This window comes from Janthinobacterium sp. GW823-FHT01H08, assembly GCF_058797855.1.
This window is the reverse complement of the sequence record NZ_CM179504.1, coordinates 4,813,344-4,826,505: the sequence shown is the minus strand read 5'-3', so window position 1 is coordinate 4,826,505 and position 13,162 is coordinate 4,813,344. Positions and strand designations below refer to the sequence as shown.

Below are 13,162 nucleotides of genomic sequence, written 5' to 3'. Positions count from 1 at the left end.
CGATGAGTAAAAGCGCGCTGGCGCAGCGCATCGATGCGTGGTTCACGGGGCGCGGCTGGACGATCTTTCCTTTCCAGCGCGCCGTCTGGCGCGCTGGCGCGCAGGGCCAGTCCGGCCTGCTGCATGCGAGTACCGGGTCCGGCAAGACGTATGCCGTGTGGTTCGGCGCCTTGCTGCGCGCCGAGCGCCTGGCGCGCAAGGGCAGGAAGCAGGGCTTGCGCGTGCTGTGGATCACGCCCATGCGGGCGCTGGCGGCCGACACTGTGCGCGCGCTGCAGGCGTCCGGCGAAACGCTGGCGCCCGGCTGGCGCATCGAGGCGCGCACGGGCGATACGAGCGCCGCGCAGCGGGCGCGGCAGGCGAAAGCGTGGCCTGAGGTGCTCGTCACGACGCCGGAAAGCCTGTCCCTGATGCTGAGCCAGGCGGACGCGCAGGAACGCTTCAGCCTGCTGGAAACGGTGATCGTCGATGAGTGGCATGAATTGATGGGCAGCAAGCGCGGCGTGCAGGTGCAGCTGGCGCTGGCCCGCTTGCGCCGCTGGAATGTAACCTTGATGACGTGGGGCTTGTCGGCCACCCTGGGCAATCTGCGCCAGGCGCAGGACGTCTTGCTGGGAGAACAAAGCGATGGCGTGCTGGTCGAAGGTAAAGTCAGGAAGCGCATCCTTGTCGACAGTCTGATTCCCGTCAATCCCACGCGCTTTCCCTGGGGCGGCCACCTGGGCATCCAGATGCTGCAGCCGCTGATCGCCGAGATCGAGGACAGCGCCACCACCCTGGTGTTCACCAACACGCGTTCGCAGGCCGAGCTGTGGTACCAGCACTTGCTTGATGCGCGCCCCGACTGGGCCGGCCTGATCGCCCTGCACCACGGTTCGCTGGACCGCGAAGTGCGCGAGTGGGTCGAGCAGCACCTGAAGACGGGCGAGCTGAAAGCCGTCGTGTGCACGTCCAGCCTGGACCTGGGCGTCGATTTCCTGCCCGTCGAACGGGTGCTGCAGGTGGGCAGCGCGAAAGGCATCGCGCGCCTGGTGCAGCGGGCGGGGCGCAGCGGCCACGCGCCGGGGCGCATTTCGCGCGTCACCCTGGTGCCGACCAACAGCCTGGAATTGCTGGAAGCGGCCGCCGCCCGCGCTGCCCTGGCGCAGGGCCACCTGGAAGCGCGGCCCGTGCCGGACAAGCCGCTCGACGTGCTGGTGCAGCACCTGGTGACGATCGCGCTGGGCGGCGGTTTCGATTCGCCGGCGCTGTACGCGGAAGTGCGCGCGGCCTGGTCGTATCGCCAGCTGACGCCGGACGAGTGGCAATGGGCGCTCGACTTCGTCGCGCGCGGCGGGCAAAGCCTGACCGTGTACCCGGAATACCGCAGAGTGCTGCCGGACGATGCAGGCGTCTACCGCGTGCCGGACGTGGCGCTGGCGCGGCGCCACCGCATGAGCATCGGCACCATCGTCTCGGAAGCGGCGATCCAGGTCAAATTCCTCGGCGGGGGACGCATCGGCAGCATCGAGGAATCGTTCATCGCGCGCCTGAAGCAGGGCGACCATTTTCTGTTTGGCGGGCGCATCCTGGAATTCGTGCGCGTGCATGAGATGACGGCCTACGTGCGGCGCGCCACGGGCAGCCGCGGTGCCGTGCCGCGCTGGCAGGGCGGCAAGATGCCGCTGTCGTCGGAACTGGCGCACGCCGTGCTGGACCAGCTGCAGCTGGCGCAGGAGGGCCGTGCCAGCGGGCCGGAAATGCGCGCGCTGGCGCCGCTGCTGGCCATCCAGCAGAAATGGTCCAGCCTGCCCACGCGCGCCAGCCTGCTGCTGGAAACCTTGTCCAGCCGCGAGGGCCATCACCTGTTCGTGTATCCATTCGCGGGCCGCTCCGTGCACCTGGGCCTGGCATCCCTGCTGGCCTATCGCATCGCGCGCGTGCAGCCGGCCACCTTGTCGATCGCCGTCAACGATTACGGCTTTGAATTGCTGGGCGCGGACGATATCGATTTTGCGCCGCTGCTGACGGCCGCCAGCGGTGCCGATCTTCCCCTGTTCAGCACGGACAACTTGCTGGAAGACGTGCTGGCCAGCCTGAACGCGACGGAATTGTCGCAGCGGCGTTTCCGTGAAATCGCCCGCATCGCCGGCCTCGTGTTCCAGGGCTATCCGGGCCAGCCGAAAAGCGCGCGCCAGCTGCAAGCGTCGTCCTCGCTGTTCTTTGAAGTGTTCCGCAAGCACGACGCGGCCAATTTGCTGCTCACGCAGGCGCAGCGCGAAGTGCTGGAGCAGGAACTGGAACTGACGCGCCTGCGCGCCACCTTGCGCGAACTGCATGGACGCAGCCTCAGTCTGCAAGCGCTGGAGCGCGCCTCGCCATTTGCCTTCGGCCTGATGGTCGAGCGCTTCCGCGAACAGCTGACGACGGAAAAACTGTCGGACCGGGTGGCGCGGCTGGTGCTGGCGCTGGAAAAGGCGGCCGCATGAAGGGACAGGAGCAGGCGCACTGCGCGGTGGAGCTGGCCGGCGAGGTGGTCTTGCTGCTGGCGGACAAGGCCGTGTACTGGCCGGCGCGCAGGATATTGATCATCGCCGACATCCATTTCGGCAAGGCGGCGGCGTTTCGCGCGCTGGGCGTGCCCGTGCCGCGCGGCACCACCACGCAAAACCTGCTGGCGCTCGATGCCTTGCTGGCCAGTTACGCCTGCGAGGAAATCGTCTTTCTCGGCGATTTTTTGCACGCGCGCGCCGCCCATGCGGCCGCCACCGTGGCGGCCATGCTGGCCTGGCGCATGCGTCATCGCGACGTGCGCCTGACGGTGGTGCGCGGCAACCACGACGCGCATGCGGGCGATCCGGCCGCCGCGCTGGGCATCCGCATGGTGGACGAGCCGCACCAGGTGGGCAAGCTGTCGTTCTGCCATCATCCTGACACCGTCGCGCCCGGCTACGTGCTGGCGGGCCATGTGCATCCCGTGTTTCACTTGCGCGCCAAAGGGAGCGGAGCGCACGGCGGCGGCTTGCGCCTGCCGTGTTTCCTGCTGGGTCAACAGCGCGCCATCCTGCCCTCGTTTGGCGCCTTCACGGGCGGCCATGCGGTGCTGCCAGGCACTGGCGAGCGCGTGTACGTGACGGCGGACGCGGCGATTTTTCCGCTGCCCGCCAACTGCTGAGTGCCTGGTACTTTTGGTGGAAAACTGAAAGTAACTGTGCCACCGTAGGCGGGACTCATCCTACATGCGCTCTTGCCATCCTCCTATTTCTTGTGCCCCATGTGCGCACTAAGATGACGGTTCCCTTGCCATGCGAGGGGGAAGAATTGCATGGTTTGCACTGTTTCCGATTCCATCGATCAAGGAGATCATCATGGCCACATCGAGCGACAATAAACAGCAAGGTAGTAAAACCAGTAGCAGTAGCAGCGGCGGCAGCGGCGGCAGCAAGCAAAGCGATACCAGCAAGCGGGGTTTCGCTTCCATGGACCCCGCCCAGCAGCGCGAAATCGCCAGCGAAGGCGGACGTGCCGCGCATGAAAAAGGCACGGCCCATGAATTCACGTCGGAAGAGGCCCGCCGCGCAGGCAGCCAAAGCCACAAGAACGATGCCAACCGGCAAAGCGCCTCCAGCTCCAGCGGTTCGCGCGATAACGCCAGCATGAACCAGGAGGGCAACCGTGACAGTGGCAACAAGCAAAGCGGCGGTTCCGGGTCCGGTTCCAGCTCCGGGTCGCGCAACAAGTAGCGCCAGCTGAGTAGCAATTTGCAAGTGGCTCTGGCCAGCGGGAAGCAGGCACGCCGCTGGTCAGGGCCACGCTTATTTGGCTGCCGCAAAATTTTGATGCAACGCAGCAGGCATGGACTATGATGAAATAGCTGCGCCGGCCAAGGCCGACACGCAGTCAACGCAGTCAAATCGCACTCACGATCAGGGAGAAGATGATGGGCAACTCCACCACGCCGCAAGCCGGCAATAGCCAGGGCGGCACGCCGTCCGTGGCAGGCAACAAGCAAAGTACGGCCGATTCTGCCGAGAACTTTGTGCTGGTCGATAGCGAGCAAGGGCTCGATATCGGCGACGATCTGTTTTCCATCGGCGAAGTGCGGCGCGCCGACCGCTTGCCCCATCACCAGTCAGGCTCCGCCGGGCAGAGCCGGCAGAGCGCCGACGATGCGCCCGACACCACGGGCAGTACGGGCGTCTGATCTGGCCGCCTAACTTTCTTCACTCTCAAGCCACGCGCGCCGGGCCAGCTGCAAGACGTGTTCGCGCACGTCCGCTGGCCATTCCTGTACGCATGCGAGAAACGCTGCTTGCTTGCCGGCGAACAGGGCGCGGCTTGCTTCCTCGAAGCCTGGCGCATCGCCGGCCAGCGCATTCATGACTTTATAGGCCGCTTCGCGTGCCTGGCGCTGCTCATCGTGCAGCTTGTTGCCGCGCTGCGCGTGTTCCACCAGTTTGCGCAAGGCGACGGAAGCGCCGCCCGGCTGCGTCGCCAGCCATTCCCAGTGACGGGGCAGCAAAGTGATTTCGCGCGCCACGACGCCCAGCTTCGGGCGGCCTGCCGTGCGTGCGGGGGCGGGAGCGTCGTCCTGCGGCGCCGGCGTTGCCGCGCGAGGCAGGCGCTGCAGCACCTCGGCCAGGCTGCCGTGCAGGTTCAGGTCGACCTGGCTGCCGCTGGCATCGTCGAAAATCAGGATCTGCGCATCGGGATCGCGCGTCACCAGTTCCTTCAGTGTTTGCGCAAGCGCATGTAAAGGGCCGGCGGCGACTTTTCGCTTGCCGGCAAAGGCGGTGAGCTGAGGTGGTGCGGGGGTATGCATGTCTTGCCTCCATGGGGAATGCAGGCAATTTTACCCGGGTTAAATGGAAAGTCAATATTACCCGGGTAAAATAGGATAAATCTGCTACAGATCGACCCGGCCGTGTTCGCCCATGTCTTTCGGCGGCTCGCCCGTGATGGCGGCCTTGGCCATTTCATAGAATTGCATCATCTTGCTGGCGCTGCTATCCCAATACTCGGCCGACTGGATTGTCACCTTGATCAGCGACAGCTTCGGATCGTCGAGCCCGCCCGGGAACCAGGCTTTCACGAGCGGATTCCACAATTCCTCCGCCTTGGCGCGGTCTTTCAGCAGCTGCGCGTGGCCGCAGACGGATACATACAGGCTGTCGCCCGTGTCGACAAAGCTGACATTGACTTGCGGATTGTTCAGCAAGTCGCGCGTATAGCTGGCCTCGTCGGAAACAAAGAACCAGATCTGCCCTTCGTTATCGACCTGCTGCTGCGTCAGCGGCCGGCTGGTGAGGGTGCGCATGTCGTCGCTGGTGGTCAGCATGCCGAATTTGACGTCCTTGATCTTGGCCGCGATGCTGGCCAGTTGTTCGCTGGAATACGATTGCATGGGTGCTCCCTTGTTGGTTGTCCTGAACAACAAGCATAGGCGCTTGCTGCATGCGGCTCTGTACGGCAGCTTACGTAGCAGCGGTGCTTTGTTTCAAAGCTGTTACAAAACGCCGGCCCGGCGGGGCGCCCCATGTCTTGACTTAATAAATGATAATCATTATCATTTGTTTGAAATATCGGCATGCACTCTGATTGAAGGATGGGAATGAAGCACACTGACTTGTCGCGCCAGCTGGCCCGCCCCTTGCCGGGAGCGGAGCATGCATAGTGCGGGCGCCGCCGACAAGGCCAGGAACAACGCCAGCCGCGCCGTCTGGCTGAAGAACTTGCATCAATGGCACTGGATCAGCTCGGCACTTTGTTTGCTGGGCATGTTTTTGTTCGCCATCACCGGCATCACCCTGAACCACGCCGGCCAGATCGAGTCGAAACCGTCGATCACGCGCCAGAAGGCGACCTTGCCGGCCCCGTTGGTCACGGAACTGGCCGCCTATGCCGCCCAGCATGATGGCGCCAACGCGCCCATGCCGGCCGCCGCCGAAGCGTGGTTGAAAAAGCAATGGTCGCTCAACGCGGGCGGGCGTCCCGCCGAATGGTCGATCGACGAAGTGTATTTGCCGTTGCCTAGGGCGGGCGGCGACGCCTGGGTGCGCATCGGCCTGGAAGACGGGGCCGCCGAATATGAATTGACGGACCGGGGCTGGGTGTCCTGGCTCAACGACGTGCACAAGGGCCGCAACACGGGCGTCGCCTGGAGCTGGTTCATCGACATCTTTGCCGGCGCCTGCATCGTGTTTTGCCTGACGGGGCTATTGATTTTGAAGTTCCACGCGGCCAACCGGCCATTTACCTGGCCGATGGTTGGCCTCGGTATCTTGATACCTTGCGCGATCGCCTTGCTGTTTATCCACTGATGTTTTTATTTTTCCTTTTTACAGGCACACCATGAAATTACGCTACTCCCTGGCGCTTGGCCTTCCCCTGATCGGTACGTCGGCGATGGCTGCCGACTTGTCCCTGAAGATTGAAATTCCGCAACTGAACGTGGCGGAATACCACCGCCCCTATGTGGCGGCGTGGCTGGAAACGGCCGATCAAAAGGTCGTTGGCAATCTGGCTGTGCTGTATGACGTGAAAAAGAAGGACAAGGCGGGCGAAAAATGGCTGAAGGACATGCGTCAATGGTGGCGCAAGAGCGGCCGCGACCTGGCCATGCCAGTGGACGGCGTCAGCGGCGCCACGCGCGCGCCGGGCGAACATACCCTGACTTTCCCTGGCGCCAAGGCCTTGCTCGACAAGCTGCCGGCCGGCGAATACCAGGTGGTCGTGGAAGCGGCGCGCGAAGCGGGCGGACGCGAACTGGTGCGCGTGCCGTTCCAGTGGCCGTTGAAATCGGCCCAGTCCGTTCCTGGCAAGGGCAAGGAAGAACTCGGCAATGTCGTCGTCCAACTCAAACCTTAAGGCGCCTCTACCATGTTGAAGCAACTGAATAAACCGCTGATCGCCCTGGCGCTGGCCGGCCTGGCCTTGAATGCCCACGCCCACCGGGGCTGGATGGTGCCGTCGAGCACGATGGTGGAAAGCAAGGACGCCTGGGTGACGGTGGACGCTGCCGTCTCCGACGGCCTGTTCGAGATCGACCACCAGCCGCTGCGCCTGGATGCGCTGCAAGTGACCGGCCCCGATGGCGCGAAAGTGGCGCCGGCGAATACGCTCACGGGCCGCTTGCGCAGCGTGTTCGATGTGAAGATGGAAAAGCCGGGCACGTATAAAGCGGCCATCGTGTCGCAGAATGTGATGGCCAGCTACAAGCTCAATGGCGAGCAGAAGCGTTTCCGCGGCAATGAAGAGACGTTCAAGAAGGAAGTGCCGGCCGACGCGCAAGAGCTGAAAATCACGCGCACGGCAGCGCGGCTGGAAACTTTCTTCAGCAATGGCGAAACCAGCACGGAAGTGTTCAAGCCGACGGGCGTGGGCCTGGAATTCGTGCCGGTGACCCATCCGAACGACTTGCGCGCAGGCGAAAAAGCCACGTGGCGCTTCCTGATCGACGGCAAGCCGGCCGCGAACCAGGCGTTCAGCCTGGTGCCGGGCGGCGTGCGCTACCGTGGCGTGCTCGGTGAAATCCGCCAGAGCACCGATGCCAAGGGCGAAATCACGTTCACCGTGCCGGCCGCCGGCATGTATTACCTGAGCAGCACCTGGCCTGCGGCCGCACCTGCCGTGGCCGGCCAGCCGCCAGCCATGCCGGAGCGCCGCATGACCTACGCGGCCACCGTGGAAGTGCTGCCGCAGTAAGCGGCGGCATCGTCACGAGCTCGCCGATGCGCCGGGTCCTGCTGCCGCAGCATATTTCCGATCAGGCCGCGCCGCCCGGCGCCGCGATCCGGGACTTGCGCGGCTTGACCATGGGCACCAGCTGGTCGGTGCGCCTGCTCGAGTCCGCCATGCCGGGACGCGCCGGCAGCGCCGATTTGCAGCAGGGCTTGCAGCAGCAGCTGGACCTGGTCGTGGCGCAAATGAGCCACTGGAGCGATGAGTCCGACCTGGGCCGCTTCAACCGGGCCGAACCCGGCAGCTGGCACAGCCTGCCCGCCGCCTTTTGCGAGGTGCTGGGCTTTGCCATGCACGTGTCGCAGGCGTCCGGCGGCGCGTATGATCCGTGCGCAGGCGCCCTCGTCAACCTGTGGGGCTTCGGCCCCCGCCATCGCTACGACGAGCCCGGTTTTCTGCCGCCGAACAAAGAGACGGTGGCCCTGCTGCTGTCGCAGCGCCAGCGCCGCCGCCTGGAACTGGACTTGCCGGCCCGCCGCGCGCGTCAGCCGGGCGGCTTGCAGCTCGATTTATCGGCCATCGCCAAGGGGTATGGCGTGGACCGCCTGGCCCGCTACCTGGACAGCCAGGGCATCGGCCATTACCTGGTCGAAGTGGGCGGCGAGCTGCGCGGCGCCGGCAGCAAGCCCGACGGCCAGCCGTGGTGGGTGATGCTGGAACAGGTCGACGGCGCCGACGCGGATCTAGATCCGCCGGAAATGCTGCTGGCGCTGCACGGCTTGTCCGTGGCCACGTCGGGCGACTACCGGCGTTTCTTCGACGATGGCACGGCGCGTTTCTCACACACCATCGATCCGCGCAGCGGCATGCCGATCGCCAATCAACTCGCTTCCGTCACCGTCGTGCATGAGCAATGCATGGCGGCCGATGCCTGGTCGACGGCCCTGACCGTGCTCGGTGCCGAGGCCGGCATGGCGCTGGCCGAAGAGCAGGGCCTGGCCGCGCGCTTCCTGCAGCGCGACGGCTCTGGCTTTCACGAAACGCTGAGCAGCCACATGCTGGCCATGCTCGACGAATGAACGATTAATTCCATGATTTTTACGCACGATACGACGCGGCTGGCCTTGCTGGCGGCCCTGTCCCTCAGCTACGCGGGCGTGTGCCTGGCGCCCTGGTTGCGCGCGCGCGCCAGGCGCCGCGCGTCCGCCGCCGCCAAGGCGGCGCTGGCAAACAGTCCCGCCTGGCTGGTGGCGTATGCAAGCCAGACGGGCAATGCCGAGGAACTGGCCACGCAAACGGCGCAGAGCCTGCAACTGGCCGGCATCCCCGTGCGCCTGTGCACGCTGGCCGAAGTCACGGCCGTTGATCTGCAACAAGCCGAACGGGCCTTGTTCCTGGTCAGCACCTATGGCGAAGGCGATGCGCCCGACAATGCGGCCGCCTTCATGGGCCGCCTGATGACGGGCGGGCTGGCGCTGCCGCAATTGCATTACGCGGTGCTGGCCCTGGGCGACCGCAGCTATGGCCAGTTTTGCGGTTTCGGCCGCGCGCTCGATGCCTGGCTGGCGGCGCAGGGCGCCTCGCGCCTGTTCGAGCGCATCGAAGTCGACCGCAGCGCCAGCGTCAGCATCGAGCAATGGTTCCAGCATCTGAGTCACCTGGCCGGCACCAGCGACGCGCCCGACTGGAGCGCCCCCGCCTTCGGCGACTGGCGCCTGACGCACAGGCAGCTGCTCAACCCGGGCAGCGCGGGCGGCGCCATCTATCACGTGGAACTGGCGCCCGTGGCCGGTAGCCTGCCTGACTGGCAGTCGGGCGACCTGGTGCAGGTGACGGCGCCCGCCGACCCCTCGCAGCCGCGCGAATATTCGATCGCTTCGATTCCGCGCGATGGCGGCGTGCACTTGCTGGTGCGCCAGCATGCGCATCCCGACGGCAGCCTGGGCCTGGCCTCGGGCTGGCTCACGGCGCAGGCCAAGGTCGGCGACGTGGTGCAGCTGCGCTTGCGCCAGCATAAACGCTTCCGGCTGGAAGACAATGCCCAGCGGCCATTGATTTTGATCGGCAACGGCAGCGGCATCGCCGGTCTGCGCGGCCACCTGAAGAGCCGCGTGCTGGCAGGGCAGCGGCGCAACTGGCTGATCTTTGGCGAGCGCAACCTGGCCCACGATTTTCATTATCGCGAAGAGATTGAAGGCTGGCATGCCAGCGGCGACCTGCCGCGCCTGGACCTGGCGTTTTCGCGCGACCAGGCCGAGCGCACCTACGTGCAGGACCGCCTGCGCGGCAATGCCGATGAAGTCAAGCTGTGGCTGGAGCAGGGCGCGGCCATCTATATCTGCGGCAGCCTGGCCGGCATGGCGGGCGGTGTAGACCAGGCCCTGCAGGAGATACTGGGCCGGCCCGCGCTCGACGCGCTGGCGGCCGAAGGGCGCTACCGGCGCGACGTGTATTAATGCAGCAGCGATTGCTTATGGCTGGATCGCAGCCAGCGGCGCCGTGTCCATGTCGCCGCTCACTTCCTGCAAGCCGCGCGCCAGGCTGGAGATGCTGGGGTTGTCGATGAAGACGCAGCGCTTGCCCGTGCGCTTGCAATAATCCTTCACGCGCCAGTAGGCGCTGTGGCTGATGCAGCCCGTCTGGCAAATCACCAGGTCGGCCGCCGCCAGGCTCGAGTCGAGCAGGTTGGCATTGTCTTCCAGGCCGCCGTCGTGGTGGGCGAACTGCGCGCCGACCCGCTCGATCAGGGCGCGGTAGGTGGCGACATTGCCGCTGCGTCCGCCCACGCACAAGACGCTTTGATCGACGAGGCGGATCGGCATTTTCAGCTTGCCGCCGGTCGGCACTTCCAGCTTGGGCGCCGGTGGCGGCACGGCGGCGGCAGGGCGCGGCTGGGCCTGTTTCAATTCCGCGATTTGCTGGCGCAGTTCCTTTTCGCGCTCATCCATTTGCGCCAGGCGTTCGACCAGGCGCGTGCGCGATTCCAGCGCCGGGACGGCCGCCTGCAATTGCGCCAGTTCCGCGCGCAAGCCGTCGATCACGCTATCCTTGCCGATGGACTCGGCCCGCGTGCGCAGCAGCACGGCTTCCTGGCGTTCCAGTTCGCCCGTTTTTTCCGTCAGTGCGGCCTGGCTGCGCTGCTGCAGCTTGGCCAGTTCCTGCGTCAGGCGCGCATTTTCTTCCTGCAAGGCCGTAAATTTGCCCATGTCGGCGCGCACGCAGGCGCCGGCCTGGTGCTGGATCATGTGCAAGTCGCGGCACATCTGCTCTTCCAGCTCGGCGTCGCAGCGCGGGTGCGTCAGGCCGGCCCAGAAGGCGCCCGACACGTCGCCGTTGGCGACGGCCGTGCGCCACAGTTGCGCTACCTGTTCCGTGGTCTTGGCGCCGCGAAAGCGCAGGATCACGGGAGCGTAGCGGCGTTCGAGTTCCTTTTGCAGCGCTTCGGACAGGCGGTTGCGCGCGCCGCATTCCGTCACGGCGCCCACGTGCACTTCGTAGTCGTCGGCCAGCACGCGCCCGCCCGTCATCTTGCCCACCAGTTTGCGCAGGTAGCCCAAGGGCAAGCCCACGCCGACCAGCGGGCAATGGCAGGTATGCGACAGTTCCCACAGCCGGCGGCGGCGCGAAGCGAGCGCGGCCGTTTCCGTGTCGGCGTGGGCGCAATTGCTGATGACGGGCAGGGACTGGTCTTTGTCACACATGGCGATATCCTGTTGGGCGGTGGGGCAGCGGTGGAAGAGAAATAGAAATTAGTGCGGCAGCGGCGAGGCAGGACGTCTGGCGCTCAGCATGCGTGCCAGGCGCTCGAGCAAGGTGGTCTTCGGCGGCGCGGGCCGGTGCAGCGCCACCAGGGTGGCCCATTGCTGCGACAGTTGCTGGCAAGTCGCTTGCAGCACGGGGCCGAGGCCGGGCGAGCCGGCCAGCGCTTGCAGGTGGCGTTCGATGACTGCGGCCAGTTTCTCGCAGGGACTGTCCGCATGGTAGTGCGACATCAGGTGCAGCACGGCCGACAGCAGCAATTCAGGCTGCTGGCCTTGCGGGGAAGGAAACATCGGGGAAGGTCGGTCGTTCGCCATCAAACACTCCTGTGCGGTGGTTTGGCTGGCTGCGCGCACGGGGCGCGACTGGCTGGCGAGCGTGGTGACTGGCTGCCGTGCTGCTTCAGGCAGTCAGGATCAGCTTGTTCAATTGGGTGACGCGCAGGCGATAGATCTTGCCGCTGTGCTCAATCTCCACTTCGCGGCCCTGCTGCAGCAGCGCTTCGCTGGTAATGCGGCGCGCCGGCTGGGCCATGCTGACGGGAGGACGGACGTGGGCGGTAGCGGCATCCTGGATCAAGGCTGGTTTTGAGCTTTGCATGTTGGGCTTTCTTTATCTCAGTTGAGAATGATTCGTATTTGCATTATTGTTGAATGTGGCCCGAAAAGCAAGGCTTATTTATGCGCAAGCCGTGCTTTTTTGCGATGGGATGGCAGCGTGGAGCATGGCGCTGCGCGAAGACGGCCACTGGCGCGGCATGGAAGGGGAGCGGCAGCAAAAAAGACCCGGCAAGGCGGTGCGCGCCTTGGTCGGGTCAAGCCTGTGCCAAGCTGGAAGAAATCGGGATGGCGTTAAATCGTGGCCAGCAATTGCGCCGAGGCGGCCGCGGCGGCGGTGGTGTCGGCCTTGAGCTTGGCGGCAGCCAGCTGCTTGGCGCGCGAGCGCGACGGCGGCAAGCGGCGCAGGGTTTTCAGGGCGTCCGGATCCTTGATGCCGATGGTGCGCTGGTCAACCGAGATCAGGCCGATTTCATTGAAGGCGGACAAAGTGCGGCTCACCGTTTCCAGGGTCAGGCCCAGGTAGCTGCCGATTTCGTGGCGCGTCATGCGCAGGTTGAACAGCTTGCTCGAATAGCCCATCTGCGCGAAGCGGTCGGCCAGCGAGACGAGGAAGCGCGCCACGCGGGCCTCGGCGCTCAGGGCGCCCAGCATGCCGATCATCGCCTGTTCGCGCACCAGTTCGCGGCTCATCACGCCGTACATGACGTTTTCCAGTTCCAGGTGAACACGTCCCAGCGCCGTCAGCTTCTTGAACGGCAACAAGATCAGGTCGCAGTCGGACAGTGCCACCGCTTCCGAGGAGTAGTGGCGCGAGTGGATGCCGTCGACGCCCAGCATGTCGCCCTTCATGGGAAAGCTCAGTACCTGTTCATTGCCGAATTCGTCGATGAGCACGGTTTTCAGGAAGCCCGAATTGACGATGTACAAGGTGTCGAACGGTTGGCCGATGGTATGCACGCGCTGGCCCGTCTTGAATTGCACGTGCTGGAACAGCAGTTCGTCGGCGGCGATGGTGCAGGCGCTGGAGATATGCAGCAGATCGCATACTTCCTTCAGGTTCGACCATAGCCGCCCCTGGCGCTGGCGCCCTGCTTCCATCGGGGAAGAGGGGGCCAGCGATGGGGCGGCGGCGCGGGTTTCGGGCGTTTGCGTGGACAGCATGTTCATCTCCTGGTGACAGGTAG

15 protein-coding genes are annotated in these 13,162 nt (G+C 65.2%); 9 read left to right on the top strand and 6 right to left on the bottom strand.

The annotated features are described in order from the left end of the window. Positions 1 to 2: 2 nt before the first annotated feature. The 4 genes from AC3RCG_RS21705 (at position 3) to AC3RCG_RS21690 (ending at position 4,183) form a co-directional block, all read left to right on the top strand. On the top strand, positions 3 to 2,468 hold the full coding sequence (locus tag AC3RCG_RS21705) for a ligase-associated DNA damage response DEXH box helicase (protein WP_492402028.1): 2,466 nt from the start codon (positions 3 to 5) through the stop codon (positions 2,466 to 2,468). Beyond that, on the top strand, positions 2,465 to 3,154 hold the full coding sequence (pdeM, locus tag AC3RCG_RS21700) for a ligase-associated DNA damage response endonuclease PdeM (RefSeq protein WP_230505739.1): 690 nt from the start codon (positions 2,465 to 2,467) through the stop codon (positions 3,152 to 3,154). The genes AC3RCG_RS21705 and pdeM overlap by 4 nt, the downstream gene beginning before the upstream one ends. A 193-nt stretch (positions 3,155 to 3,347) precedes the next feature. After that, positions 3,348 to 3,722, top strand: a complete 375-nt coding sequence (locus AC3RCG_RS21695; protein ID WP_070221093.1) for a KGG domain-containing protein — start codon at positions 3,348 to 3,350, stop codon at positions 3,720 to 3,722. 194 nt (positions 3,723 to 3,916) lie between these two features. Next, on the top strand, positions 3,917 to 4,183 hold the full coding sequence (locus AC3RCG_RS21690; protein ID WP_070300427.1) for a hypothetical protein: 267 nt from the start codon (positions 3,917 to 3,919) through the stop codon (positions 4,181 to 4,183). A gap of 9 nt (positions 4,184 to 4,192) precedes the next feature. On the opposite strand, the gene AC3RCG_RS21685 is transcribed toward AC3RCG_RS21690, so the two are convergent. Both AC3RCG_RS21685 and AC3RCG_RS21680 read right to left on the bottom strand, forming a co-directional pair. Beyond that, positions 4,193 to 4,801, bottom strand: coding sequence for a DUF2239 family protein (locus tag AC3RCG_RS21685; protein ID WP_492402030.1), 609 nt, complete (start codon positions 4,799 to 4,801; stop codon positions 4,193 to 4,195). 84 nt (positions 4,802 to 4,885) lie between these two features. Continuing rightward, positions 4,886 to 5,383, bottom strand: a complete 498-nt coding sequence (locus AC3RCG_RS21680; RefSeq protein ID WP_070221099.1) for a pyridoxamine 5'-phosphate oxidase family protein — start codon at positions 5,381 to 5,383, stop codon at positions 4,886 to 4,888. Between the two features lie 262 nt (positions 5,384 to 5,645). Between AC3RCG_RS21680 and AC3RCG_RS21675 the strand changes: the two genes are divergently transcribed. The 5 genes from AC3RCG_RS21675 to AC3RCG_RS21655 are packed head-to-tail and all read left to right on the top strand — an operon-like array spanning position 5,646 to position 10,115. Continuing rightward, on the top strand, positions 5,646 to 6,299 hold the full coding sequence (locus tag AC3RCG_RS21675; RefSeq protein ID WP_070221101.1) for a PepSY-associated TM helix domain-containing protein: 654 nt from the start codon (positions 5,646 to 5,648) through the stop codon (positions 6,297 to 6,299). 31 nt (positions 6,300 to 6,330) lie between these two features. Further along, positions 6,331 to 6,846, top strand: a complete 516-nt coding sequence (locus AC3RCG_RS21670; protein WP_290603349.1) for a DUF2271 domain-containing protein — start codon at positions 6,331 to 6,333, stop codon at positions 6,844 to 6,846. Between the two features lie 12 nt (positions 6,847 to 6,858). After that, positions 6,859 to 7,683 carry a DUF4198 domain-containing protein gene (locus tag AC3RCG_RS21665; protein ID WP_230505742.1) on the top strand — a complete coding sequence of 275 codons (825 nt, stop codon included), beginning with the start codon at positions 6,859 to 6,861 and terminating at the stop codon, positions 7,681 to 7,683. 26 nt (positions 7,684 to 7,709) lie between these two features. Then, a complete protein-coding gene (locus tag AC3RCG_RS21660) occupies positions 7,710 to 8,738 on the top strand; it encodes an FAD:protein FMN transferase (RefSeq protein WP_492402032.1) in 1,029 nt (342 codons plus the stop codon). A gap of 12 nt (positions 8,739 to 8,750) precedes the next feature. Continuing rightward, on the top strand, positions 8,751 to 10,115 hold the full coding sequence (locus AC3RCG_RS21655) for a sulfite reductase subunit alpha (protein ID WP_492402033.1): 1,365 nt from the start codon (positions 8,751 to 8,753) through the stop codon (positions 10,113 to 10,115). A 15-nt stretch (positions 10,116 to 10,130) separates the two neighbouring features. Here AC3RCG_RS21655 and AC3RCG_RS21650 read toward each other — a convergent pair whose 3' ends face one another. The 4 genes from AC3RCG_RS21650 to AC3RCG_RS21635 form a co-directional block, all read right to left on the bottom strand. After that, complete coding sequence (locus tag AC3RCG_RS21650) at positions 10,131 to 11,360, bottom strand: DUF2325 domain-containing protein (protein ID WP_492402034.1); 1,230 nt, start codon at positions 11,358 to 11,360, stop codon at positions 10,131 to 10,133. A 48-nt stretch (positions 11,361 to 11,408) separates the two neighbouring features. Continuing rightward, a complete protein-coding gene (locus AC3RCG_RS21645) occupies positions 11,409 to 11,735 on the bottom strand; it encodes a hypothetical protein (protein ID WP_070312866.1) in 327 nt (108 codons plus the stop codon). 85 nt (positions 11,736 to 11,820) lie between these two features. Beyond that, positions 11,821 to 12,018, bottom strand: a complete 198-nt coding sequence (hemP, locus tag AC3RCG_RS21640) for a hemin uptake protein HemP (protein ID WP_034750559.1) — start codon at positions 12,016 to 12,018, stop codon at positions 11,821 to 11,823. Between the two features lie 251 nt (positions 12,019 to 12,269). Beyond that, positions 12,270 to 13,076, bottom strand: coding sequence for a Crp/Fnr family transcriptional regulator (locus tag AC3RCG_RS21635; protein ID WP_070221155.1), 807 nt, complete (start codon positions 13,074 to 13,076; stop codon positions 12,270 to 12,272). Between the last annotated feature and the right edge of the window lie 86 nt (positions 13,077 to 13,162).

Coding starts and splice junctions, on each gene's coding strand:
- AC3RCG_RS21685 (WP_492402030.1), bottom strand. CDS start 4,801: ATGCATACCCCCGCACCACCTCAGCTCACCGCCTTTGCCGGCAAGCGA.
- AC3RCG_RS21660 (WP_492402032.1), top strand. CDS start 7,710: ATGCGCCGGGTCCTGCTGCCGCAGCATATTTCCGATCAGGCCGCGCCG.
- pdeM (WP_230505739.1), top strand. CDS start 2,465: ATGAAGGGACAGGAGCAGGCGCACTGCGCGGTGGAGCTGGCCGGCGAG.
- AC3RCG_RS21635 (WP_070221155.1), bottom strand. CDS start 13,076: ATGGAAGCAGGGCGCCAGCGCCAGGGGCGGCTATGGTCGAACCTGAAG.
- AC3RCG_RS21670 (WP_290603349.1), top strand. CDS start 6,331: ATGAAATTACGCTACTCCCTGGCGCTTGGCCTTCCCCTGATCGGTACG.
- AC3RCG_RS21690 (WP_070300427.1), top strand. CDS start 3,917: ATGATGGGCAACTCCACCACGCCGCAAGCCGGCAATAGCCAGGGCGGC.
- AC3RCG_RS21675 (WP_070221101.1), top strand. CDS start 5,646: ATGCATAGTGCGGGCGCCGCCGACAAGGCCAGGAACAACGCCAGCCGC.
- AC3RCG_RS21680 (WP_070221099.1), bottom strand. CDS start 5,383: ATGCAATCGTATTCCAGCGAACAACTGGCCAGCATCGCGGCCAAGATC.
- AC3RCG_RS21665 (WP_230505742.1), top strand. CDS start 6,859: ATGTTGAAGCAACTGAATAAACCGCTGATCGCCCTGGCGCTGGCCGGC.
- AC3RCG_RS21705 (WP_492402028.1), top strand. CDS start 3: ATGAGTAAAAGCGCGCTGGCGCAGCGCATCGATGCGTGGTTCACGGGG.
- hemP (WP_034750559.1), bottom strand. CDS start 12,018: ATGCAAAGCTCAAAACCAGCCTTGATCCAGGATGCCGCTACCGCCCAC.
- AC3RCG_RS21655 (WP_492402033.1), top strand. CDS start 8,751: ATGATTTTTACGCACGATACGACGCGGCTGGCCTTGCTGGCGGCCCTG.
- AC3RCG_RS21650 (WP_492402034.1), bottom strand. CDS start 11,360: ATGTGTGACAAAGACCAGTCCCTGCCCGTCATCAGCAATTGCGCCCAC.
- AC3RCG_RS21695 (WP_070221093.1), top strand. CDS start 3,348: ATGGCCACATCGAGCGACAATAAACAGCAAGGTAGTAAAACCAGTAGC.
- AC3RCG_RS21645 (WP_070312866.1), bottom strand. CDS start 11,735: ATGGCGAACGACCGACCTTCCCCGATGTTTCCTTCCCCGCAAGGCCAG.